Source organism: Actinoplanes palleronii (assembly GCF_016862315.1).
Taxonomy (GTDB): Bacteria; Actinomycetota; Actinomycetes; order Mycobacteriales; family Micromonosporaceae; genus Actinoplanes; species Actinoplanes palleronii.
This window is the reverse complement of the sequence record NZ_BOMS01000117.1, coordinates 24,274-47,077: the sequence shown is the minus strand read 5'-3', so window position 1 is coordinate 47,077 and position 22,804 is coordinate 24,274. Positions and strand designations below refer to the sequence as shown.

The 22,804-nt window shown below is 70.7% G+C and carries 23 protein-coding genes and 3 tRNA genes; 14 read left to right on the top strand and 12 right to left on the bottom strand.

The window, feature by feature from the left end; genetic code table 11:
• Positions 1-34: 34 nt before the first annotated feature.
• Complete coding sequence (locus tag Apa02nite_RS35865; RefSeq protein ID WP_239164773.1) at positions 35-775, bottom strand: tyrosine-protein phosphatase; 741 nt, start codon at positions 773-775, stop codon at positions 35-37.
• A 194-nt stretch (positions 776-969) separates the two neighbouring features.
• On the opposite strand from Apa02nite_RS35865, the gene cimA reads away from it, so the two are divergent.
• Positions 970-2,544 carry a citramalate synthase gene (gene cimA, locus Apa02nite_RS35860; protein WP_203829008.1) on the top strand — a complete coding sequence of 525 codons (1,575 nt, stop codon included), beginning with the start codon at positions 970-972 and terminating at the stop codon, positions 2,542-2,544.
• Here cimA and thrS read toward each other — a convergent pair.
• The 5 genes from thrS to Apa02nite_RS35835 all read right to left on the bottom strand — a co-directional run bounded on the left by thrS (position 2,523) and on the right by Apa02nite_RS35835 (position 8,259).
• On the bottom strand, positions 2,523-3,728 hold the full coding sequence (gene thrS, locus Apa02nite_RS35855) for a threonine--tRNA ligase (protein WP_203829007.1): 1,206 nt from the start codon (positions 3,726-3,728) through the stop codon (positions 2,523-2,525). The two genes, cimA and thrS, sit on opposite strands and share 22 nt — an antisense overlap.
• Positions 3,729-3,862: 134 nt before the next feature.
• Positions 3,863-4,399 (bottom strand): GNAT family N-acetyltransferase, encoded by a 537-nt coding sequence (locus Apa02nite_RS35850; RefSeq protein ID WP_203829006.1) that lies wholly within the window; start codon positions 4,397-4,399, stop codon positions 3,863-3,865.
• Positions 4,396-5,379 (bottom strand): endonuclease/exonuclease/phosphatase family protein, encoded by a 984-nt coding sequence (locus Apa02nite_RS35845; RefSeq protein WP_203829005.1) that lies wholly within the window; start codon positions 5,377-5,379, stop codon positions 4,396-4,398. The genes Apa02nite_RS35850 and Apa02nite_RS35845 overlap by 4 nt, the downstream gene beginning before the upstream one ends.
• Before the next feature lie 196 nt (positions 5,380-5,575).
• Complete coding sequence (locus tag Apa02nite_RS35840) at positions 5,576-6,916, bottom strand: M16 family metallopeptidase (RefSeq protein ID WP_203829004.1); 1,341 nt, start codon at positions 6,914-6,916, stop codon at positions 5,576-5,578.
• Positions 6,913-8,259: a M16 family metallopeptidase gene (locus Apa02nite_RS35835; protein ID WP_203829003.1), complete on the bottom strand. Its 1,347-nt coding sequence runs from the start codon at positions 8,257-8,259 to the stop codon at positions 6,913-6,915. Before Apa02nite_RS35835 ends, Apa02nite_RS35840 begins: the two co-directional genes overlap by 4 nt.
• A 65-nt stretch (positions 8,260-8,324) precedes the next feature.
• On the opposite strand from Apa02nite_RS35835, the gene arfB reads away from it, so the two are divergent.
• On the top strand, positions 8,325-8,765 hold the full coding sequence (gene arfB, locus Apa02nite_RS35830) for an alternative ribosome rescue aminoacyl-tRNA hydrolase ArfB (RefSeq protein ID WP_203829002.1): 441 nt from the start codon (positions 8,325-8,327) through the stop codon (positions 8,763-8,765).
• An 86-nt stretch (positions 8,766-8,851) separates the two neighbouring features.
• On the opposite strand, the gene Apa02nite_RS35825 is transcribed toward arfB, so the two are convergent.
• Entirely contained in the window at positions 8,852-9,793 is a 942-nt protein-coding gene (locus Apa02nite_RS35825; RefSeq protein ID WP_203829001.1) for a 3-methyladenine DNA glycosylase, read from the bottom strand.
• A 280-nt stretch (positions 9,794-10,073) separates the two neighbouring features.
• Between Apa02nite_RS35825 and Apa02nite_RS35820 the strand changes: the two genes are divergently transcribed.
• The 8 genes from Apa02nite_RS35820 to Apa02nite_RS35785 all read left to right on the top strand — a co-directional run bounded on the left by Apa02nite_RS35820 (position 10,074) and on the right by Apa02nite_RS35785 (position 14,265).
• Entirely contained in the window at positions 10,074-10,997 is a 924-nt protein-coding gene (locus Apa02nite_RS35820) for an ABC transporter ATP-binding protein (RefSeq protein ID WP_373873081.1), read from the top strand.
• The gene (locus Apa02nite_RS35815) at positions 10,994-11,833 is read left to right on the top strand and encodes an ABC transporter permease (RefSeq protein ID WP_203829000.1); all 840 of its coding nucleotides are present in this window, start codon (positions 10,994-10,996) and stop codon (positions 11,831-11,833) included. Before Apa02nite_RS35820 ends, Apa02nite_RS35815 begins: the two co-directional genes overlap by 4 nt.
• Before the next feature lie 7 nt (positions 11,834-11,840).
• Complete coding sequence (locus Apa02nite_RS35810; RefSeq protein WP_067685659.1) at positions 11,841-12,083, top strand: helix-turn-helix transcriptional regulator; 243 nt, start codon at positions 11,841-11,843, stop codon at positions 12,081-12,083.
• Between the two features lie 40 nt (positions 12,084-12,123).
• Entirely contained in the window at positions 12,124-12,918 is a 795-nt protein-coding gene (locus Apa02nite_RS35805) for a fumarylacetoacetate hydrolase family protein (protein ID WP_203828999.1), read from the top strand.
• A 133-nt stretch (positions 12,919-13,051) separates the two neighbouring features.
• Positions 13,052-13,123 (top strand) — tRNA-Gln (locus Apa02nite_RS35800).
• A 59-nt stretch (positions 13,124-13,182) separates the two neighbouring features.
• A tRNA-Glu gene (locus tag Apa02nite_RS35795) sits at positions 13,183-13,255 on the top strand.
• A gap of 165 nt (positions 13,256-13,420) precedes the next feature.
• Positions 13,421-13,493, top strand: a tRNA-Glu gene (locus Apa02nite_RS35790).
• Between the two features lie 103 nt (positions 13,494-13,596).
• Complete coding sequence (locus tag Apa02nite_RS35785; RefSeq protein WP_203828998.1) at positions 13,597-14,265, top strand: N-acyl homoserine lactonase family protein; 669 nt, start codon at positions 13,597-13,599, stop codon at positions 14,263-14,265.
• A 158-nt stretch (positions 14,266-14,423) separates the two neighbouring features.
• Here the strand turns inward: Apa02nite_RS35785 and Apa02nite_RS35780 are convergent, their stop codons facing one another.
• Entirely contained in the window at positions 14,424-15,110 is a 687-nt protein-coding gene (locus Apa02nite_RS35780) for an IclR family transcriptional regulator (RefSeq protein ID WP_014447202.1), read from the bottom strand.
• Positions 15,111-15,159: 49 nt separating this feature from the next.
• Here Apa02nite_RS35780 and leuC point away from each other — a divergent pair, with 49 nt between their 5' ends.
• The 4 genes from leuC (at position 15,160) to Apa02nite_RS35760 (ending at position 18,671) form a co-directional block, all read left to right on the top strand.
• Positions 15,160-16,614, top strand: a complete 1,455-nt coding sequence (leuC, locus tag Apa02nite_RS35775) for a 3-isopropylmalate dehydratase large subunit (protein WP_203828997.1) — start codon at positions 15,160-15,162, stop codon at positions 16,612-16,614.
• A 15-nt stretch (positions 16,615-16,629) separates the two neighbouring features.
• The gene (leuD, locus tag Apa02nite_RS35770; RefSeq protein WP_203828996.1) at positions 16,630-17,220 is read left to right on the top strand and encodes a 3-isopropylmalate dehydratase small subunit; all 591 of its coding nucleotides are present in this window, start codon (positions 16,630-16,632) and stop codon (positions 17,218-17,220) included.
• A 160-nt stretch (positions 17,221-17,380) separates the two neighbouring features.
• The gene (locus Apa02nite_RS35765; protein ID WP_203828995.1) at positions 17,381-18,151 is read left to right on the top strand and encodes an HU family DNA-binding protein; all 771 of its coding nucleotides are present in this window, start codon (positions 17,381-17,383) and stop codon (positions 18,149-18,151) included.
• A 94-nt stretch (positions 18,152-18,245) separates the two neighbouring features.
• Positions 18,246-18,671, top strand: a complete 426-nt coding sequence (locus Apa02nite_RS35760; protein ID WP_203828994.1) for a hypothetical protein — start codon at positions 18,246-18,248, stop codon at positions 18,669-18,671.
• On the opposite strand, the gene Apa02nite_RS35755 is transcribed toward Apa02nite_RS35760, so the two are convergent.
• From Apa02nite_RS35755 to cofC, 4 genes are read right to left on the bottom strand one after another with little or no spacing between them, the layout of a single operon-like run.
• The gene (locus Apa02nite_RS35755; RefSeq protein ID WP_203828993.1) at positions 18,628-19,506 is read right to left on the bottom strand and encodes an NUDIX hydrolase; all 879 of its coding nucleotides are present in this window, start codon (positions 19,504-19,506) and stop codon (positions 18,628-18,630) included. The genes Apa02nite_RS35760 and Apa02nite_RS35755 overlap by 44 nt on opposite strands.
• Positions 19,506-21,770, bottom strand: a complete 2,265-nt coding sequence (locus Apa02nite_RS35750) for an RNA degradosome polyphosphate kinase (protein WP_067685651.1) — start codon at positions 21,768-21,770, stop codon at positions 19,506-19,508. Before Apa02nite_RS35750 ends, Apa02nite_RS35755 begins: the two co-directional genes overlap by 1 nt.
• 55 nt (positions 21,771-21,825) lie before the next feature.
• Complete coding sequence (locus Apa02nite_RS35745; protein WP_067685650.1) at positions 21,826-22,023, bottom strand: cold-shock protein; 198 nt, start codon at positions 22,021-22,023, stop codon at positions 21,826-21,828.
• Positions 22,024-22,033: 10 nt separating this feature from the next.
• The gene (cofC, locus tag Apa02nite_RS35740; RefSeq protein ID WP_373873080.1) at positions 22,034-22,684 is read right to left on the bottom strand and encodes a 2-phospho-L-lactate guanylyltransferase; all 651 of its coding nucleotides are present in this window, start codon (positions 22,682-22,684) and stop codon (positions 22,034-22,036) included.
• Positions 22,685-22,804 lie beyond the last annotated feature (120 nt).

Below are 22,804 nucleotides of genomic sequence, written 5' to 3'. Positions count from 1 at the left end.
CAAGAGTTTGATCTTGATCTTCGCGCGGGACCGGTCAGGTGAGCAGGTGGCGGCGCAGGGACGCGAGTTCGGTTTCGGTCAGGCCGAGCTCGCGGACATAACCCTCGACCGAGCCGTGCAGCGCGCGCAGGTCGTCGAGGAACAGCAGCATCGCGGCCGGCGGCGAGTCGAACATGTGCTCGTTGCCGCGGATCGTCTCCGGGTTCGACGCGAGCAGGGACGCGGTCAGCGGCGCCATCGCCGCAGTGGTCAGCGCGTAGTCGGTGGCGATGTCCTCGTCGGAGACACCGAGCAGGGACAAGGTCAGCGCGCAGATCGTGCCGGTGCGATCCTTTCCGGCCATGCAGTGCACGACGACCGGTCCGGCGGCCGGGTCGGCGATCAGGCGCAGCGAGTCGAGGATGCCCTCGCGGCCGTCCTCGGCGAAGTTCAGGTAGCGGTCGGCGAGCCAGCGCTCGTGCACCGTGCCCTCCGGGTGCGCGATCTGCTCCCAGTCCACATGGTTGATCACCAGGTTGCGGTAGTCGAGGCCGTAGCGTTCGTGCACCCGGCCGAACTTCTCCACCTCGAACGGGCGGCGCAGGTCGATCACGGTGCGGATGCCCAGCGCGGTGAACGCGGCGGTGTCGGCCTCGCCGATCCGGTGCAGTGAGTCGGCGCGGAACAGCCGCCGCCAGCGCACCGTCCGCCCGTCGGACCCGAGATAACCCCCGACGTCGCGGAAGTTGTAGGTCGCGGAGAAGCCCAGGTTTCGTGAGTACGATTCGGCAACCACGATGTAGAACCTAGTCTCGATAGGTGGAACACCGCCTCCCGCGAACCCGGATAGTGGCATGCTTCATCTCGTGACCCACCTCGTGCTGATTATTCGCACCTAGCGCGCCGGCTGACTTCCGCCGACGCGCAGACCTCCCGCAACCGCGGGGGGTCTTTTTGTTGTGTGGGTGAACGACTGAAAGGACCTCCCCGATGGACTACCAGGTGTTCGACACGACGCTGCGCGACGGCGCGCAGCGCGAGGGAATCAGCTACACGGTCGCCGACAAGCTCGCCGTCGCACGGCTGCTCGACGAGTTCGGCGTGGGGTTCATCGAGGGCGGCTGGCCGGGCGCGATGCCGAAGGACACCGAGTTCTTCGAGCGCGCGAAGACCGAGCTGGACCTCAAGCACGCGGTCCTCGTCGCGTTCGGCGCGACCCGCAAGGCCGGTGTGGACGTCGCGACGGATCCGCAGGTGCAGGCACTGCTGGACGCCGGCACCCCGGTGGTCTGCGTGGTGGCCAAGTCGGACATCCGGCACGTGGAACGAGCGCTGCGCACCACCGGCGACGAGAACCTGGCGATGGTCCGGGACACCGTGCGGCACCTGGTCGCCAACGGCCGCCGCGCGTTCGTCGACTGCGAGCACTTCTTCGACGGGTTCCGGCACGACCCGGCCTACACGGCGAGTGTGGTCAAGACCGCGATCGACGCCGGCGCCGAACGCGTGGTCATGTGCGACACCAACGGCGGCATGCTCCCCTCGATGATCACCAAGGCGATCACCGAGGTCGTCGAGCGCACCGGGGTGAGCCCGGAGCTGCTCGGCATCCACTGCCAGAACGACACCGCCTGCGCGGTCGCCAACACGGTCGCCGCGGTCGAGGCCGGCGTCCAGCACTTCCAGTGCACCGCGAACGGGTACGGCGAGCGCCCCGGCAACGCCGACCTGTTCGCCGTGGTCAGCAACCTGCAACTCAAGCTCGGGCGGAAGGTCCTACCGGACGGATGCCTGGAGAAGGCGACGCGGGTCTCCACCGCGCTCGCCGAGATCGCGAACATCGCCCCCGACACCCACCAGGCCTACGTCGGGGCCGCCGCCTTCGCCCACAAGGCCGGGCTGCACGCGAGCGCGATCAAGGTGGATCCGCTGCTGTACAACCACGTCGACCCGGCGGTTGTCGGCAACGACATGCGGATCCTGGTGACCGAGATGGCCGGCCGGGCCAGTATCGAGCTCAAGAGCCGCGAGCTCGGGATCGACCTGGCCGGCCATCCGGACACGCTGTCCACGGTCACCCGGCGGGTGAAGGACCTCGAAGCGGTCGGCTGGTCCTTCGAGGCCGCCGACGCCTCGTTCGAGCTGCTGGTGCGCAGCGAGCTGCCGGGCGCCGAGTACGCCCGCCCGTTCGCCCTGGAGTCCTACCGGGTGCAGGTCGAGCACCGCGAGGACGACACCGTGCTGTGCGAGGCGACCGTGAAGGTACGGGTGCACGGCGAGCGGGTGATCGCCACCGCCGAGGGCAACGGCCCGGTCAACGCCCTCGACGAGGCGCTGCGCACCGCGCTCGCCAACCACTACCCGCAGCTGAAGACGTTCGAGCTGGCCGACTTCAAGGTGCGCATCCTGGAGGGCAGCCACGGCACCAACGCGGTCACCCGGGTGCTCGTCGGCACGAGCGACCACAACCGCCGGTGGACCACGGTCGGCGTCCACGAGAACGTCGTCGAGGCGAGCTGGACCGCCCTCGTGGACGCGCTGACCTACGGGCTGGGCAAGAGCTGACCGGGCCGGCGGGCGGCGGCGACCTCGCTGATCAGCGCGATCGCCGCCGCCCCGGGCATCGGTTCGAGCCGGCGGCCGTCCCGCAGGCGCAGTGACACCAGGCCGGCCGCCGCCTCCCGCTCGCCGATCACCGCGACGTACGGGACCTTGGTGTTGGCCCGGATCCGCGCGCCGAGTGATCCCTCGTGGTGCACCGACACCCGCAGCCCGGCGGCGAGCGCGTCAGCCGCGAACGGCGCTGGAAGAGAAGCGAGCGGCAACACGGCCACCTGGACCGGGGCGTACCAGACCGGGAACGCCCCGCCGTGCTCCTCGATCAGCAGTCCGAACAGCCGCTCCATCGACCCGGCCAGGCTGCGGTGCACCATCACCGGCCGGGCCTTGGCGCCGGACGCGTCGACGTAGGAGAGGTCGAACCGCTCCGGCTGGTGATGATCGATCTGGACGGTGGCGATGGTCCACTCCCGGCCGGCCGCGTCCACCACCTGCACGTCGATCTTCGGGCCGTAGAACGCGGCCTCGCCGGCCACCTCGTCGTACGAAATCTCCTGGGCATCGAGCGCACCGCGCAGCAACGCCTCGGATCTCAGCCAGTCGGCGTCCCGGCCGCCGTACTTCTTGCCCGGCCCGCGCAGCGACAGCTGGTACGACGCCGGCCGCAACCCGAGCGCCGCGTGCGACTCCCGCATCAGCCGCAGCACCCCGGCCACCTCGCCGGCGGCCTGCTCGACCGGGCAGAAGATGTGCGAGTCGTTGAGCGCGATGGACCGTACCCGGGACAGCCCGCCGAGCACGCCGGAGCGCTCCTGCCGGTACATCTGGCCCAGCTCGGCGACCCGCAGCGGCAGGTCCCGGTACGACCGCTGCCGGGCCTTGAAGATCAGTGCGTGGTGCGGGCACATGCTGGGGCGCAGCATCAGCTCGTCCTCGCCGACGGCCATCGGCGGGAACATGTCGTCGGCGAAGTTCGCGAGATGGCCGGAGATCTCGTACATCTGCCGTTTGCCCAGCGCGGGCGAGTAGACGTGCTGGTAGCCGTTGCGGCGCTCGAGGTCGTACAGGTACGACTCGACCTCGTGGCGGGCGGCCGCGCCGGCCGGCAGCCAGAACGGCAGTCCCGCGCCGATCAGCGGGTCGGAGTCGAAGAGGTCCAGCTCACGGCCGAGCCTGCGGTGGTCGATCATCGGGGTCTCCTTGGCGAGCCCGGACGTCCACCCCACACCCCCGGGCGGATCGCCCGGGGGTCGGTGGTCAGTGCGACACGACGCCGGGACTTGCCGGCGTGGTCGTGTACGCGCTGATCTGCATGCCACTGAGGTTAGGACGGCGGCGGCGCGTCCTCCACCCAGTTTTCCGCGGTGATCTGGAACAGGTAGTGGTCCTGCCACTCACCGGCGATCTGCAGGTAGCGCGGGGCCAGGCCGAACCGCTGGAAACCGTTCTTCTCCAGCACCCGCTGCGAGCGCACGTTGCTGAGGATGGTGCCGGCCTCGACCCGGTGCAGGGCGTACTCGGTGAACGCGAGCCGCAGGACCTGCGCGACCGCGGCGGTCGCCAGCCCCCGCCCGGCCCGGTCGGCGGCCACCCAGTAGCCCAGGCTGCTGGACTGGAACGGCCCGCGGACGATGTTGTTCAGGTTGACCCGGCCGGCGATCGCCCCGTCGTCGAGGATCACGTGCGGCAGCGAACCGGTCGAGGCCAGCGCGCCGGCGATCATGGTCCGCTGCCCCGCCTCGGTGTAGAAGCTGTCCTCGCGGACCGGGTCCCACGGGGCGAGGTGGGCCCGGCTGGCGGCCAGGACGGCGGTCAGCTCCGGGACGTCGTTCAGGGTCAGCGGGCGGATGGTGGCGGTCATGAGGCCGCCGGGAAGGTCAGCTCGGCGATCACCGCGCGGTGATCCGAGTTCGTCACGTCGTGCACGGACACGTCTCGTACTCCGATCTCTTCGTCGACCAGTACATGATCGATGGTGACCGGCGGGATCGGGTCCCCGTCGTACGGTCCCCACGTGCCGATCAGCCCCTTGCCGACCGCGTCGGCGGAGTCCCGGTAGCCGTGCGAGATGAGTTTCCGCAGCGCACCGTGGTCGAGCGTGGAGTTGAAGTCGCCGAGCAGAATTCTGCGCGGATTGTCGCCGTCGGACTTCGGCTCGTTCGCCAGGTCGGTGCGCCAGCCGTCGAAGGTGTCCGGCGCGGACGGCGCGAGCGGGTGGACCGACTCGATGAAGACCGGGACGCTGCCGGGCGGCTGGACCGTGCCGTAGGTCTGCTGGAACCCGCCGTCGTTGCGCTTGGTGCCCGGCTCGGTCAGCGGATACCGCGAGTAGAGCCCGGTGCCGCTGGCCCACTCCTCCGGTGCGAGCTGGTGATAGGGGAGCAGGTCACCGAGACCGGCCGCGGCCAGTGAACTCTCCGCACGCGGGGCGAACTCCTGCACGGCCAGCACGGCCACGTCGTTCTCCCGGACCAGGCGGACGATCTCGCTCGCGTCGGCGCCGCCGAACAACAGGTTCGCCGTCATGATCTGGATCTTGACGCCTTCGGTGGCGCCGCGGTCCAGGTCCGGGAGGGCCCGAGGCAGGACGCACGCGGCGAGGGCGGCGGCGATCAGGGTCGCTGTCGCGCCGACGGTCCAGCGTCGCAGGATCAGCGCGAGGAGGGCGGGGATCCAGGCCGCCGCTGCGACGTACGGGGTGAAGGCCAGCAGCTGGATCACCCGGCCGGGCTCCCAGCCACTGAGCCGGAACACGGACCAGCAGAGCCCCGGCAGCACCATGAGCCACAGCAGGACTGTGACCTTGGTGTTTGTCCTCGCCGGCGCCTCGGTGATCGTCATGGCGGCGAGGTTATCCGGCGGTGGCTACCAGCAGACCGATAACGCGGTTGAGGTCACATTGCTAGCTTGGCTTCGCTTCGCTCCGCGGCAAAAACGCCTTTGGAGCTGACGTGTCGGTAGTTGATTTTCCGCCGCCCGCACACCCCGCGGGCGGCGGAAAATCAGCTGCCGACACGTCAGCGGCGTTTTTGCGGGGCTAGACGGCGGGTTCGGAAAAGTCGCCGAACTCGGCCAGTTCCTTGCGGACGGCGTCGCCGTCGCCCTCGACGACCAGGGTCAGGCCGTCGACGGCGAGGTGCCGCTCGGCAGCCGCGGACACCTGCTCGACGGTGGCCTCGAGATACTCCCGGCGCAGCGACTCGTAGTAGTCGTCGGGCAGGCCGTGCACCACCAGGGTGGCCAGCGCCCCGGCGATCGCGCCCGGCGTCTGCATCTCCACCGACAGCTGACCGGCCCGCCACGACCGCGCCACCGCCAGCTCCGCCTCGGTGACACCCTCCTGCTGGGTACGCCGGATCTCCCCGAGCGTGTCCCGGATCGCCGGCCCGGTCACCGCGGTCTGCACCCCGGCGGCCACCTCGAAGCGCCCGGCCCGGCGGGTCATCGCGTACGACCCCCGGATGCCGTACGTATAGCCCTTCACCTCGCGGATCAGGTGGTTCAGCCGGGACGTGAACGCCCCGCCGAGCACCGTCGCGGCCAGCGTCATCGGCACGTAGTCGGTGGTGGCCCGCTCCGGCGCCCGATGCCCGATCCGCAGCGTGGACTGCACCGAACCGGGCCGGTCCACCAGGATCACGTGCGGTCGTGCCGGCACGGCCAGCCCGAGCGGCCCGTCGGCGGCCAGCCCCTGCCCGGTGGTGCCGGCGAACGCGGCCTCGGCCAGCACGGCCAGGTCCAGCCCGTCCAGGTCACCGGCGACCAGCAGCACGCCGGGCCGGAGCATCCACTCCTGGTGGAACGCGAGCACGTCGTCGACGGTCACCGCGGCCACCGAGGCCGGGTCGCCGTGCAGCGGCCGGCTGTACCGGCCGTCCGCGGCGAACAGGTCGGCGCGCAGCGCGGCGTCGGCCCGCGGGCCGGGCTGCGCCCAGTCCATCCGCAGCGCGGTCACCTCGTCGTCGCGGACCCGGGCGACGTCCGCCGCGTCCAGCTTCGGGGTGCGTGCCGCCTCGGCGGCCAGCCGCACCGCGTCGGCCAGTTGCGGGGCCGGCGCGGAGACACCGATCCGGAACGCGTCCCAGTCCACCGACGGGACCAGCTCGGCGCCGAGACCCTCGAGTGCCAGCGCGTACGCCGCCGAGTCCCGCTGCTTCGTCCCCTCCTCCAGCGACTTGGCCAGCACCGTGGCGGTGCCCTCGCGGCCCTGCGACTCCCGGGCCGCGCTCGCGTCCAGCAGCAGCACCGCAGTGGCCAGCACCTGGCCCGGCAGGTGCGCGGCGATCACGGTGCCGCCGTGCGCGGTGACCCGGCGGACCGCGGGGAAGGCGTACGGCCGGGCGGTGCCCGGCTCGGGACGGCTGGTGACGAGGCTCATGCCTTCTCCTCCTCGGGCAGGTAGGTCAGGGTGACGCGGGAGTCCGGCTGCAGCGTGCGGGTGGCCGCCTCGGTGACGTCGTCGGCGGTGACCGCCTGCCACGCCGGAAGGCGGTACCCGGCGGTGGCCGGGTCACCGAACTGGGTGGTGTACCGCCCCAGCGTGTCGGCCCGCCCGCCGACCGTGGACACCTGCCGCCACCAGCTGGTGGTCAGCAGCGCCTTGGCCCGGTTCAGCTCGTCGTCGGTGACCGGCTCGTCGACCAGGCTCTGCACCACCTCGACCAGCCCCTGCTCCAGCTGCTCCACCGGCACGCCGTCCTTCGCGGTCGCCGTGATGATCAGCGGGGCCGGCGCGTGTGCCAGATCGACACCGTACGACCCGATGTAGTCCGGCTGGGCGATCCGCTTGCCGTCGGCCAGCCGCTGGTAGAGCCGGCTGCCCCGGCCGCTGCCCAGCACGGTGGCGAGCACGGTGATCGCGTCGTACGCGGCCGTGCCGAACGGGAACGTCCGGTGGGACAGGTAGAGCCGCGGTGCCGGCACGGCGGCGGTGACCGTCTCGCGGACCGCGCTGGTGGCCGGCCCGGCGAGGTGCCCCACCGGCGCCGGCGGGATGTCCGCCACCGGGTCGATCACGCCGAAGTACTTCTCGGCCAGCGCGAACACCTCGGCCGGCGACGCGTCCCCGGCGACCGTCAGCACACAGTTGTTCGGCGCGTAGTACTGCTGGTGGAAGGCCTTGAAGGTGTCCAGCGCCGCCCCGTTCAGGTCTTCCATCGACCCGATCGTGGAGTGGTGGTAGGGGTGGCCCTCCGGGTAGAGCAGCGGGAGCAGACGCAGCCAGGCATCCCCGTACGGCACGTTGTCGTACCGCTGGCGGCGCTCGTTCTTCACCACCTCGCGCTGGTTGTCCAGGGTCTCCTGGGTGAGCGCCGGGACCAGCCCGCCCATCCGGTCGGCTTCCAGCCAGAGCGCCAGCTCCAGGTGCTCGGACGGCATGCTCTCGAAGTAGTTCGTCCGGTCCGGGTTGGTGGTGGCGTTCAGCGAGCCGCCGTTGCCCTGCACCAGTTTCATGTGTTCGGTCTTCTTGACGTGCTGCGAGCCCTCGAACATCAGGTGCTCGAAGAGGTGCGCGAAACCGGTCTGACCGGGCGGTTCGTGGCGGGAGCCGACGTCGTACCAGAGATTGACGCAGACGACCGGAGCGGTCCGGTCCTCGCTGACGACGACACGCAGGCCGTTCGCCAGCCGCGTGGTTTCGATGGGCCACGGATACCCGGTCGTGGCGACCGGTGCGGTTGGGGACGTCACCCCACCCACTATGCCCTGTCCGCTTTTCATTTCGGCCCCGCTGCGCGGGTCCGTTCGATCGATAACCCCATGGCGGTCCGCCGGTTCCGGGTGGGATGCTGGTCGGCGTGCTTGAGGACGTACGGGTGAACGACCGCCTGACCATCCCCGCGGCGGAGCTCTCCTGGCGATTCTCCCGTTCCAGCGGTCCCGGTGGTCAGGGCGTCAACACGACCGATTCCCGCGTCGAGCTGTCCTGGGACATGCTCGGCTCCGACCTGCTGCCCGCGTCCCTGAAGGACCGTGCGGTCGAGCGCCTCGGTGCCCGCCTGCTCTCCGGCGTCCTCACCGTGACCGCCTCGGAGCACCGCTCCCAGCTGCGCAACCGTGAGGCGGCGGCGGCCCGGCTGGGCGCCCTGATCGCCTCGGCGGTCGCCGCGCCGCCACGGGCCCGCCGGGCGACCCGCCCGACGAAGGGCTCGGTGGAGCGGCGCATCGGCGCCAAGAAGCGCCGCGCCCAGACCAAGAACAACCGCCGGGTCGACCCCGGCGACTGACCGCCGGTCACCCCTTTGAGCTGGTTCTCAGAGGTGCTTCCGATGCCGCGAGGCACCCCGGAGAACCAGCCGCCGCGTTGCCGCGGTCAGCGGTGGTTGTGCGGGGCGACGGCTTCGCGGTTGCGGGCGGCGTCCTCCGGGCCGAGCAGGGCGTCGCAGACCCGGATCAGGCGGCTGCGCAGGCCGGCCGCGCGGCGGGCCAGCTCCCGCTGGCGGGCGACGTACTCCGCCTTGCCCTCCGGTGTCTCGATCTTCACCGGCGGGTGGCCGTAGGAGGCCAGGTCGTACGGGCTGGCCTGCATGTCCAGCAGGCGGATCTCGCCGGCCAGGGCGAAACAGTCCAGAGCCAGCGCGCCGGGGACGGCCGGGCCGAGCTTCTGCGCCCACTTGTGCACGTCCATCGCGGCGTGCAGGCAGCCCGGCTGGTCCAGGTCGACCTGGGTGGCGCGGGTCGGCTGGAGACGGTTGAGGCCGACCGCCTCCGGGGTGAAGAAGCGGAACGCGTCGAAGTGCGTGCAGCGGATGGTGTGCCCCTCGACCACCTTGTCGGTCTCGGACTGACCCAGGCGCAGCGGCAGCGCGTGCCGGTGCTCCGGGTCGCGGTAGACCATGGCCCACTCGTGCAGGCCGAAGCAGCCGGAGAAGACCGGGCGGGACGCGGTCGCGGTGAGCAGGCCGTGGATGTACCGCACGCTCTCGCCGCGGGCCTGCATCAGGGCTTCCTCGTCGAGCGCGACGATGCCGTCCTCGTGGGTGGCGTAGAACTTCCACCCGGCGTGCTCGGCCAGGCCGTCGGGCGCCGAGGCCAGGCCGGCGCCGACGCCCGGGTGCCATCGCCGCAGCATCGAGGGCCGGGTGCTGTAGTAGTCGTACAGAAAATCTTCGATCGGATGTTTCTCGCCGGCCGCCCGGCGGGCGCGGTGGTCCGCGGTCATCTGATCGGCGCGCTCGGCGTGCGCCCGGGCCAGGGAAATCCAGGTGACCGAGGGCAGCGTGGTGGTGAGTGCCCTCACCTGCTTGATCCCCATGGCACCAATGTATCTAGCCGAAGCGATCAACACGATCACCGTTAGGCGCGAATGAGGTCCGCCACGGCAGGTTCTTGGGATGTGGCCGCGGCGATGTTTCGGTTTTCTTCGGATATGGCCGGATTTGCCGCAGCGGGCCGGGGTCGCGCCGGCCAGCCGAACCCGGGCGCGCCGGGCAGTGCGAAGCCCCACCGGGGACCGAGTCCCAGAGACAGGGCGACTACAGAAGGCATGCTCAGCAATGTAGTACATCTACTACGACTTTGATAGCTTGACGGACATGACGGAGACCGCACTGACGAGCGCGGGCCAGGAGCTTCCGGTCGGCGATCCGGTCCTCGAGGTCCGCGACCTGCGGATGAGTTACGGGCCGAAAGAGGTTCTCGGCGGCATCGGGTTCACCGCGCGTCCCGGCGAGGTGATCGCACTGCTCGGGCCGAACGGTGCGGGCAAGACCACCACGATCGAGATCCTGGAGGGCTTCCGGCGCCGGTCGGCCGGCCACGTCCGGGTGCTCGGCGTCGACCCGGAGCACGGCGACGAGCGGTGGCGGGCCCGGCTCGGCGTGGTCCTGCAGTCCTGGCGCGACCACGGCAAGTGGCGGGTCCGTGAGCTGCTGGAGCACATCGGGTTGCACTACGCGGCGTTCGGCACCGAGCGGACGCCCCGGCCCTGGCCGGTCGACGACCTGCTCGAGGCGGTCGGCCTGACCGCCGCCGGCAAGACCCGGGTGAACCGGCTCTCCGGCGGCCAGCGCCGCCGGCTGGACGTGGCGATCGGCATCGTCGGCCGCCCCGAGTTGCTGTTCCTGGACGAGCCGACGGTCGGGTTCGACCCGGCCGCCCGGCGTGAGTTCCACGACCTGATCCACGAGCTGACCGACCTGGCCGACACCACGGTGCTGCTCACCACGCACGACCTGGACGAGGCGGAGAAGCTCGCCGACCGGATCCTGATCCTGTCCGGCGGGCAGATCATCGCGAGCGGCTCGGCCGACGAGCTGTCCCGGCGGGTGGCCGGCGAGACCGAGATCCGCTGGACCCGGGACGGGCAGCGGTTCGTGCACTCCACCGCGGACGCCACGGCGTATGTGCACGACCTCTTCCGGCAGCACGGTGCGGCGATCGGCGACCTCGAGGTGCGCCGGTCCAGTCTGGAGGACACCTACATGAAGCTGGTCCAGGACTCGGAGCGGGACCGATGACCCCGATCACGGCGGGCCTGCGCCGCGGCTGGATCGAGCTGCGGCACACCGTCACCACGCCGATGGACCTGTGGTCCTATCTGTTCCCCGCGCTGCTGCTGCTCGGCACGATCTTCTTCATGCGGGACGCGCAGGTGCCCGGCACGTCGTTCTCGCTCGGCGCCCGGACGCTGCCCAGCGTCTTCGGGATGAACTTCGCGCTGGGCGGCCTGATGACCACGGCCCAGCTGCTGATCATGGATCGGGAGGACGGCACGCTGCTGCGCGCCAAGGCCCTGCCGCGCGGGATGAGCAGCTATCTGATCGGCAAGGTGGTGCTGGTCGGCGGGATGTCGCTGGTCGCGTTCCTGCTCCAGTTGGTCCCCGGCCTGTTCCTGGTGAGCGGGCTGCACGTCGGCCTGACCGGCTGGCTCACCCTGCTCTGGCTGGTGCCGGTCGGCTTCGCGGCCACCCTGCCACTCGGTGCGGCGATCGGCTCGATCTTCGACGACCCGCGGAACGTCGCCCTGGTGAACCTGCCGATCTTCGGGCTGATCGCGGCCTCCGGCATCTTCTACCCGATCACCGGCTTCCCCGGCTGGCTGCAGGGCCTGGCGCAGGCCTTCCCGATGTACTGGCTAGGGTTGGGCATGCGTTCGGTCTTCCTGCCCGATTCCCTGGCAGCGGTGGAGATCACGCACTCCTGGCGGCACCTGGAGACGTTCGGGGTGCTGACCGCCTGGGCGATCGTCGGGCTGCTGCTGGCGCCGATGCTGCTGCGCCGGATGGCCGCCCGCGAGTCCGGCTCGGCGGTGGCCGCCCGGCGCGAGCGGGCCCTGTCCCGGATCGGGCGCTGAGCCGGTCATGGCGAGTGAGATCACGTACAACCGGATCGCGATGCTGCGCGCCGAGCGGGGCATCTCCCGGCGCCAGCTGGCCGACGCGCTCGGTGTGCACTATCAGACAGTCGGCTATCTGGAACGCAGTGAGTTCAGTCCCAGCCTGCACCTCGCGTTGCGGATCTGCGCGTACTTCGAGGTGCCGGTCGAGGTGGTGTTCGCCCTGGAGCCGTTCCCGCGACTCGGCGCGGAGTCCCGCCCGGCGTAGATTCCAGGGGAATCCGTCCTTGTGGAAGTTGGGGTTACCCGTGCGTTTCGCCCGTTTTGTTCATGCCGCTGGGGTGTCGTTCGGCGTCGTCGAGGGTGACGGCGCCTCCGGCCTCACGGTGGCCGAGATCAGCAGCCTGCCGTTCGAGAAGGTGGTGCGCACCGGCCAGCGGTGGGCGCTGCCGGACGTCCGCCTGCTCGCGCCGATCTTCTCCAGCAAGGTGATCGGAGTCGGCCGCAACTACGCCGAGCACGCCGCCGAGATGGGCAACGAGGTGCCCAAGGAGCCGCTGATCTTCATCAAGCCCTCCACCTCGGTGATCGGCCCGAACGACGCGATCCGGATTCCCTCGGTCACCACCCAGGTCGAGGAGGAGGCCGAGCTCGCCGTCGTGATCGGCGCCACCGGCGCCCGCCGGGTGGACCGGGCCGGCGCCGAGAAGGCGATCTTCGGCTACACCGTCGCCAACGACGTCACCGCGCGCGACCTGCAGCGCAAGGACCCGCAGTGGACCCGGGCCAAGGGGTTCGACTCGTTCTGCCCGCTCGGCCCGTGGATCGAGACCGAGCTGGACGTCAGCGACCTGGAGGTGCGCTGCGAGGTCGGCCGCGACCCGAACAACATGGAGGTGCGGCAGATCGGCCGGACCAAGGACATGGTGTTCGACATCCCGACCCTGGTCTCGTACGTCTCGCACGTGATGACCCTGCTGCCCGGCGACGTGATCCTGACCGGCACGCCGGCCGGGGTGAGTCAGATCGTCCCCGGCGACACCGTGTCGGTGAGCGTGCAGGGCATCGGGGAGCTGCGCAACACCGTGGTGGCCCTGGACTGAGCGGGTCTCGCAGGCGCTGACATCGGGTTACCCGGAGTTGTCGCGGAGTCACGCAGACGACTTTGGGTAACCCGATTTGGTGGGACGGGAGGGCTCAGGTAAAGTTCTCCACGGCCCGGCAAACAGGGCCGAATGGGGTATGGGGTAATTGGCAGCCCAACTGGTTCTGGTCCAGTTAGTCTAGGTTCGAGTCCTGGTACCCCAGCGTTACCAATCCTCGGGTTGGTTTCGCTGGAACGTGAAGTTCAGCGTGACAGCAGTTCTGGTCCCATCGTCTAGTGGCCTAGGACGCCGCCCTCTCACGGCGGTAGCGCGGGTTCGAATCCCGCTGGGACTACGCTCTTGAAACGGCCCGCATCTCCGGATGTGGGCCGTTTTGCGTGGTGGGTCCCGATCCGTGTGGGGTGGATCACGGACTGCCCGTGCCGCGCAGCCGATTCGAGGAATCCGGCGGGCGGCTGATAGAGTTCATCCGTCGCCGAGCAAGATCGCGGTGACATGAGGTCCCATCGTCTAGTGGCCTAGGACGCCGCCCTCTCACGGCGGTAGCGCGGGTTCGAATCCCGCTGGGACTACCCGGAAACACCGGCCCGCACCGATCACGGTGCGGGCCGGTGTCGTTTCTGCTGCCCGCAGATTTCCGCCGCCGGGCCGAGCCGGCGTGCGGATACTGCGACGATGACCGACATCACTGTCCGGCGCGTCGACTACGGGTACTTCGTGCGGCCGGCCGAGGAGACCGGGACCGGAGCGCCCCGCGTCGAGCCGGCACTCGGCTATCTGATCGACCATCCCGGCGGCATGATCCTGGTCGACACCGGGATGGGACACGACCCCGGCGTCGACGCCCATTACCGGCCGCGGCGGGTCCCACTGCAGGCGGCCCTCACGGCCGCGGGGACCAGGACCAACGAGATTTCGTACGTGGTGAACTGCCACCTGCACTTCGACCACTGCGGTGGCAACGCCGAGCTGCCGGGTGTGCCGGTCTTCGCCCAGCGCGCCGAGCTGGCGGTGGCCCGGAGCTCGGAGCAGTACCTGCCCGGACTGGTCGACCATCCCGGCGCGGTGCTGCAGGAGCTGGACGGCGACGCGGAGATCTGCCCCGGGGTGCTGATCGTGCCGACTCCCGGCCACACGCCCGGTCACCAGTCGGTGGTGGTCACCACCGGCGACGGCACGGTGATCGTCGCCGGTCAGAGCCACGACCACGCGACCGCGTTCACGAGTGACGTCCTGGGGCGCCGGGCCGGGGTCGGCCTCCCGCCGGCCTGGCTGGACCGGTTGCTGGCCCTGGACCCCCGCCAGGTCCTCTTCGCCCACGACAACGCCATCTGGACCCCGTGACCGTGCGAACCGCGCCGAAAGTCCCCACGCAGCGTGCTGACCCCGTGTGCGTGTGAAGTTGGGGTGCGGAGCGCGCCGAAACTTCACACGGGCTGGGCGTGGAACCGCCCGGTCGGCGGGTGGGCCGGACCGGGCGGGGAAGGCGGGGGAGGGTTCTACTACAGGCCGGACAGGCGCTGACCGGCGCGAACGACGGCCATCGCGTGACGCTCACCGGGACGGCGGCCGAGCCGTTCGATCGGACCGCTTATCGAAATCGACGCGATCACGCGTCCGGTCCGGTCCCGGATCGGCGCCGAGACGCTCGCCACACCGGGCTCGCGCTCGGCAACGCTCTGCGCCCAGCCGCGCCGGCGCACCTCGGCCAGCGTGCGGCCGGTGAACTTGCAGCGCGGCAGCAGCGGCATCACGGCCTCCGGCGGCTCCCAGGCGAGCAGGATCTGCGCGGCGGACCCGGCGACCATCGGCAGCACCGAACCGACCGGCACGGTGTCCCGCAGACCACTGGCGCGCTCGGCCGCGGCGACGCAGATCCGTTCATCGGCCCGACGCAAGTAAAGCTGCGCGCTCTCTCCGGTCGCGTCCCGCAATGCGGAAAGCAGGGGCTCCGCGGCGGTCAGCAGAACGTCCGGTGCCGCGTTCGCCAGCTCGCCCAGACGAGGCCCGGGGCGCCACCTTCCCTGGGTGTCCCGGACCAGCATCCGATGGATCTCCAAGGCCTGGGCCAGGCGATGTGCGGTTGCCCGCGGAAGCTTCGTGCGCTCTACCAATTCGGCCAGACTGGCGCCGTCAACACATGCGGCGAGGATGACAACCGCCTTGTCGAGAACGCCTACACCGCTCATACTGTGTCCCACAAGCCGAAACATACATTCCAGAATTTAGGATGTCCAGATGGTGGGAGTCACTCCCCAGGGCGGGAAACCCAGGACCCTGGCCGAGAAGGTCTGGGATGACCACGTGGTGCGCACGGCCGACGGCGAGCCCGACCTGCTCTACATCGACCTGCACCTGCTGCATGAGGTCACCAGCCCGCAGGCGTTCGACGGTCTCCGGATGGCCGGCCGCCCGGTCCGCCGGACCGACCTCACGCTCGCGACGGAGGACCACAACACCCCGACCGGGTATGCGGATCCGGCCTTCAACACCCGCCGCGGCGACCTGCTGACCATCACCGACACCGTCTCGCGCACCCAGATCGAGACGCTGCGGAAGAACTGCGCCGAGTTCGGCGTCGAGATCCGCCCGCTCGGTGACGTGAACCAGGGCATCGTGCACGTGATCGGCCCGCAGCTGGGCCTCACCCAGCCGGGCACCACGATCGTCTGTGGTGACTCGCACACCGCGACGCACGGCGCGTTCGGCGCGCTGGCCTTCGGCATCGGCACCAGTGAGGTCGAGCACGTGCTCGCCACGCAGACGCTGCCGCAGTCGAAGCCGAAGACGATGGCCGTCACGGTCGTCGGCGAGCTGCGTCCGGGCGTGAGCGCGAAGGACCTGATCCTCGCCCTGATCACGCAGACCGGCACCGGCGGCGGCAACGGCCACATCGTGGAGTACCGCGGCGCGGCGATCCGGGAGCTCTCCATGGAGGGCCGGATGACGATCTGCAACATGTCGATCGAGTGGGGCGCCAAGGCCGGCATGATCGCGCCGGACGAGACCACGTACGCGTACCTCAAGGGCCGCGCGCACGCCCCGCAGGGCGCGCAGTGGGACACCGCGCTGGCGTACTGGAACACCCTCGCCACCGATGAGGGCGCCGAGTACGACACCGAGATCATCCTGGACGCGTCGGCGATCAGCCCGTTCATCACCTGGGGCACCAACCCGGGTCAGGGTGCCGCGCTGGACGGCGTGGTGCCGAGCCCGGACGACTTCGTGGACGAGCAGGAGCGTGGCGCCGCCGAGCGCGCGCTGGCGTACATGGACCTCACCCCGGGCACGCCGTTCCGGGACGTCCCGGTGGACGTGGTGTTCGTCGGCTCGTGCACCAACGGCCGGCTCGAGGACCTGCGGGCCGCCGCCGACGTGATCCGTGGCCACAAGGTCGCCGACAACGTCCGGATGATGATCGTCCCCGGCTCCTACGTGGTGCGCGAGCAGGCCGAGGCCGAGGGCCTGGACAAGATCTTCACGGATGCCGGCGCCGAGTGGCGGTTCGCCGGTTGTTCGATGTGCCTCGGCATGAACCCGGACACGCTGAGCCCCGGGCAGCGCGCAGCGTCCACCTCCAACCGCAACTTCGAGGGCCGGCAGGGCAAGGGTGGGCGTACCCACCTGGTCTCGCCGCAGGTCGCCGCCGCCACCGCCGTGGTCGGCAAGCTGGCCGCCCCCGCCGACCTCTGAGTTAGGGGATCAGACATGGACAAGTTCGTCACCCACAGCGGCAAGGTCATGCCGCTGCGCCGTTCCGACGTGGACACCGACCAGATCATCCCGGCGGTCTACCTGAAGCGGGTCACCCGTACCGGCTTCGAGGACGGCCTGTTCAGCGCGTGGCGCGAGGACCCGGGCTTCGTGCTGCACAACCCGGCCCACGCGGGCGCCACGATCCTGGTGGCCGGGCCGAACTTCGGCACCGGCTCGTCCCGGCAGCACGCCGTCTGGGCGCTGCGCGACTGGGGTTTCAAGGCGGTGATCGCGGCCCGGTTCGGTGACATCTTCCGGGGCAACGCGCTCAAGGAGGGCCTGCTGCCGGTCCAGCTCGACCAGAAGATCGTGGAGAGCCTGTGGGACCTGGCCGAGAGCGAGCCGGAAAAGCTGATCACCGTTGACCTGGCCGAGCGGGTGGTGCGCGTGGATGACGCCGCGTACCCGTTCGCGATCGACGATTTCAGTCGCTGGCGCCTGTTGGAGGGGCTCGACGACATCGGACTCACGTTGCGCCACGAGGACGCGATTAGCGCGTACGAGAAGGACCGCCCGGCTTTCAAGCCGGTCGTCGTCCTTTAGTCCGCGACGTTGATTTCGCCCCCGCCGGGTAACTGGTGGGGGCGAATTTCGTTGGGACACAACGGATTTTTGCCGCGAATGTTTGTGTAACCAGGTCACAGGGCATACCGTGCGCGCAGAATGGCCTGCGTGGGCCAGTTCTCACGTCCGGGAGGAAACCGTGAACAAGGCCGAACTCATTGAGGCGCTCGCCGTCAAGCTGGGCGACAAGAAGACGGCGACGATTGCGCTGGACGCGTTCATCAGTGAGGTGCAGAACGCGGTCGCCAAGGGAGACAAGGTCTCCCTCACCGGCTTCGGATCGTGGGAGAAGCGGACTCGCAATGCGCGGACGGCGCGGAATCCGCGCACCGGCGAGGCCGTGAAGGTGAAGAAGACGTCGGTCGCCGCATTCCGGGCCGGCAACACCTTCCGCGAACTCGTCGCCGCGGGCAAGCCGGCAAAGGTGGCCAAGGCGGCCACGGTCAAGAAGGCGGCCGCCACACCGGCGGCGAAGAAGACCACGGCGACCGCACCGGCGAAAACGACGTCCGCCACGGCGGCCAAGAAGACCGCGGCCACCAAGACCGCGGCGGCCAAGACGGCACCGGTGAAGACCACCGCGGCGAAGAAGACCGCGACCTCCGCCAGCAAGGCGACGCCGGCCAAGGCTACCAAGACCGCCACCGCCACCAAGGCGACGGCGACCAAGGCCACGGCTCCGGCGTCGAAGAAGAGCGCGCCGGCCGCGGCGAAGAAGACCACGGCGACGAAGACGGCACCGGCGAAGACCACGGCGGCCAAGAGCACGGCCACCAAGGCCGCGGCGACCAAGGCCGCTGCTCCGGCGAAGAAGACCACCACCCGCAAGACCGCGACACCGGCGGCGGCTCCGGCCCGGGCCAAGGGCGCCGCGACGGCCAAGGCCGCTTCGACCCGCAAGGCCCGCTGAGCACCAGGTTCTCCGGAGAAAAGGCGTCCATCGTACGGGTGGACGCCTTTTCGTTCCCCGGGAGCGAAGCGCCTGCCGGGCCTACCGTGCGGGCATGGAACGCAGACCGCGGGGCCTGGTCGCCCGCGCGAGCATCGCCGCCGGCCTGTTCGCGGTGGCGGTCGTGCCGGGCTGGACGCTCGGCGACCTGGCCGAGCAGGCGACCGACTGGCCGGCGCTGGACTGGCTGCTCACCTGTGGCTGGTCCGGCCTGGTGGTGGCCGCCGTCGCCCCGCGGACCTCACACCGCGCCCGGGACGGCCTGGCCGGCGCCGTCCCGCTCTACGGCTGGTATCTGGCCGGCGTGCTGAGCTGGCGGTTCGCCCTGCTGCCCTATCGGGACTGGGAGCCGCGCCGGGACGAGCTGTGGCGCGCCCGCTGGCTCAGCGGCGACCTGGTCGGGTACTGGCGGGCCGACCACGCGCCGGCCCGCCCGGTCACCAGGGCGACATCCCCAGCAGGCGCTCGCCGGACCAGGTGAGCAGCCAGCCGTCGCCCTTGCGGGTGGTGTACGGCTCGGCGTCGTCGTCCGCGTTCAGCAAGGCCAGCAGCGGCGGCATCACCTTGCCCTGGCTGCACACCACCACACGCTCGGTGGAGCGCAGCTCGGCCAGCCGGTTCCGGGCGGCGGCCAGCCGGGCGGGCAGCCCGGCCGCGTCCTCCGGCTCGGCGAACGCGTTGTCCACCACGATCGGCAGCCGGGTCGCGGCGGCCAGCGGCTGCAGGGTCTGCGAGCAGCGCAGCGGGGTGGCCGCGACCAGCCGCTGCGGCCGGAACGTGGCGAGCCGTTCGGCGACCTGTTCGGACTGCCGACGGCCCTTCGCGCTGACCGGGCGCAGCGCGTCCGGCCCGGACCAGGTCTTGCGCTCGCCGGCGTGCGCGTGCCGGACGAACGCGGTCACCGACGTGATCGGCGGCAGACCCGCCACCAGGGCGAGCAGCGTGCGCTCGTCCGGATAGGTGAGCCGTTCGGCGGCCTCCGGCAGCGGCAGCCAGGCGGTCGCGTCCACCTCGGCGGTGTCCTGCACCGGGCCGTCGCCGCCGGCACGCATCAGCCAGAACCGCACGGTCTTCGGCCGCCCGTCCGGCAGCCGGTACGCCACCTCGGGCAGCCCGAACTCCGGCAGGCCCGGCGAACCGGTCTCCTCGGCCACCTCCCGGATCGCGGCGGCCAGGGCCGGCTCGTCGGGTTTGAAGGTGCCCTTGGGCAGACTCCAGTCGTTGTAGCGCGGGCGGTGCACGAGGCAGATCTCGCGCACGCCGTTCGCGCCCGGGCGGTAGAGGACGCCACCCGCGGCGCGTTCCGGTTCGAGCATCAGCTCCCCTTGATGACCCGCTTGAGCAGAGCCGCCTGCAGATGGACCTGCGGCTTGCCGGGGGTGCCGTTGTTGCGGTGCCAGATGCCGTCGGCGTCCAGGTCCCAGCCCTCGGTGCCCTCCGCCATGGACAGCTCCAGGACGTTGCGCATCTCGGCGCGGGCCGACGGCAGGGTGACCCGGACCAGTGCCTCGACCCGGCGGTCCAGGTTGCGGTGCATCAGGTCGGCCGAGCCCATCCAGTACTCCGCGTCGTCGCCGGCACCGAACCGGAAGACCCGGGAGTGCTCCAGGAACCGGCCGACGATCGAGCGGACCCGGATGTTCTCCGACAGGCCGGGCACACCCGGGCGCAGCGCGCACATCCCGCGGATGATCAGGTCGATCTTCACGCCGTCCTGCGAGGCGCGGTACAACGCGTCCGCGGTCTCCTCGTCGACGAGCGAGTTCACCTTGAACTGGACCAGGCCCTGGCCGCCCGCCCGGGCGATCTCGGCCTGCTGCTCCAGTCGCTCCAGCAGGCCCCGGCGCACGCCGTGCGGCGCCACCAGCAGCCGCCGGTACGTGGTCTGCCGGCTGTACCCGGTGAGCACGTTGAACAGGTCGGTGACGTCCGCGCCGACCTCGGGATCGGCGGTCAGCATGCCGAAGTCCTCGTAGAGCCGGGCGGTCTTCGGGTGGTAGTTGCCGGTGCCGATGTGGCAGTACCGCCGCAGCTGGTTGCCCTCCTGCCGGACCACCAGCGAGGTCTTGCAGTGCGTCTTGAGCCCGACCAGGCCGTAGACCACGTGGCAGCCGGCCCGCTCCAGGGTGCGTGCCCAGGCGATGTTGGCGACCTCGTCGAACCGGGCCTTCACCTCGACCAGCACCACCACCTGCTTGCCGGCGGCGGCCGCGTCGACGAGCGCGTCCACGATCGGTGAGTCACCCGACGTGCGGTACAGCGTCTGCTTGATGGCCAGCACGTTCGGGTCGGCGGCCGCCTGCTCGATGAACCGCTGCACACTCGTCGAGAACGAGTGGTACGGGTGGTGCACCAGGATGTCCGACTCGCGCAGCCGGTTGAAGACGCTGCGCGGCACCTCCCCGTCCGCCAGCTGCGGATGGGTCGCCGGTACGAAAGGGCGGTCCTTCAGATCGTCGCGGTCGCACTCGCCGAAGACCTGCCACAGCGCGGACAGGTCGAGCAGGCCGGGCACCCGCAGCACGTCGTGACTGTCCATGTCGAGCTCGCGGACCAGCAGGTCGAGCACGTGGTCGCTGATCGAGGCGGCGACCTCGAGCCGGACCGGCGGACCGAACCGGCGCTGCGCCAGCTCCCGCTCGAGGGCCTGCAGCAGGTCCTCGTCGCGGTCCTCGTCGACCTCGAGCTCGGCGTTGCGGGTCACCCGGAACGCGTGCACCTCGAGGATCTGCATCCCCGGGAAGAGCTGGTCCAGGTGGTTCGCGATCAGGTCCTCGATCGGCAGGAAGCGCACCCCGCGACTGTCGTTCTGCACGGTCACGAAGCGGGGCACGTTGTTCGGCACCTTGATCCGCGCGAACAGCTCCGGGTTGTCGCCGTCCGGGTAGCGCAGCGCCACGGCCAGGTTCAGCGACCGGCTCGAGATGTAGGGGAACGGGTGCGCCGGGTCCACCGCGAGCGGGGTCAGCACCGGGAACACCTTCTCCCGGAAGAAGGCGCGCAGCCGGCTCTGCTCCGGCGCGTCCAGCTCCTTCCAGCCGACCAGCTCGATGCCCTCGGCGGCGAGCTTCGGCCGGACCTCGTCGGCGAAACAGGCGGCGTGCCGGGTGACCAGGTCGGCGGTGCGCGCGGTGATCATCTCGATCTGGTGGCGCAGCGGGGAACGGTCACCGCCACGGACCGGAAGACCGGCGCTCAGCCGTCGTTTCAGCCCGGCGACCCGGACCATGTAGAACTCGTCGAGATTGCTGGCGAAGATCGCCAGGAATTTTGCGCGTTCCAGCAGCGGGGTGCCCGGATCCTCGGCGAGTGCCAGCACCCGCGCGTTGAAATCGAGCCAGGACATCTCCCGGTTCAGGAAACGATCATCCGGAAGGTAGTAGCCGTCCTCGGCCACGACGGATTCGTCCTCGACATCTGCGGAGATCTCAACCACCTCGGTGCTTTCCACTTCGACCTCCACCACTGGTTCGGCGATCGGCTCGGTTACGTCGACGGCCTCGCCGGGCGTGGCAGGGGGGAGAAAGCGGCCGTTCGGGCCACGCCGGCGGGTCTCGGGGGTCCGGGGCGGGGTTTGCATGGGTCCATCATTGCCGGTTCGAGCGGAACGTGAAACGAACTAGCTAATGATCAACTTAGACGATTCCAGGAATTAACACCCGGTGTACCTGCCCGCCCGGTTCGGCCTCGATCGAGACCCGCTGCCCGAGTCGCAACAGCCGGAGTCCGGAGCGGCCGAAGGCCTCCGACCCGAAGGCCAGCTCAGAGCCGTCGTCGAGGAGGAGGGTGCCGCTGCGGGTGCCGGCGTCGAAGGTGGCGATGGTGCCCTGCATGAGGTTGACGCTACCCGGAGCATGCGGCCGGTGTGCAGGCCCGGCTGAGTCCGAGATCACCCAGCAGCGCCCGGGTCCACTCCCCGGCGCCCAGATCGAGCACCGCCGCCAGGTCCGCGGCGGTGTCCACGTCCTGCCGGAAGCCCGGCCAGTCACCGGGCAGCGGGGTCGCGCCGGAGGCCCGGTGCGCGGCCGCCGAACCCGGTCCGAAGCGCGGGTCGAGCAGCTCGCCGGGCGGCACGGCCAGCAGGACGGTGCCGGTGCCGGCCGCGTCCGGGACGAAGCTGCGGGACCGGGCCGCGCCGAGGGCGGCGTCCAGCTGCCCGGGCCGCAGGGCCGGCAGGTCGCCGGTCAGCACCACGCGGTGCGCGGCCGGGCCGGCCACCTCGTCGGCGCCGAAGCGCAGGGCCGCGTTGAGCCCGGCGCCGGGATCCGGCGCGACCTCGCCACCCAGCTCCCGCACGACCGCGGCCACCACCGGGTCGCCGGTCACCACGATGAGGCCGGCCACCGAGCCGGCACCCAGCACCGCCACGGCCGTGTCGCGCACCATGGCGAGCACGAGATCGGGATGCCGGTCCTCCGGCACCGCGCCCCGCAGCCGGCTCTTGGCCGCCTCAAGCCCCTTGACCGGGATTACGGCCATCCACTTCCTTGCCACCCGGCAAGTCTGCCGTATCCATGGCTCCGCTTCGCTGCGCCGGCGGCGGCTTGCGGGGTAACCGGCAACACCCCTACCTGGTACGCGGGGCGGTGAGGGGGCATGATTTCGTCGCAGACG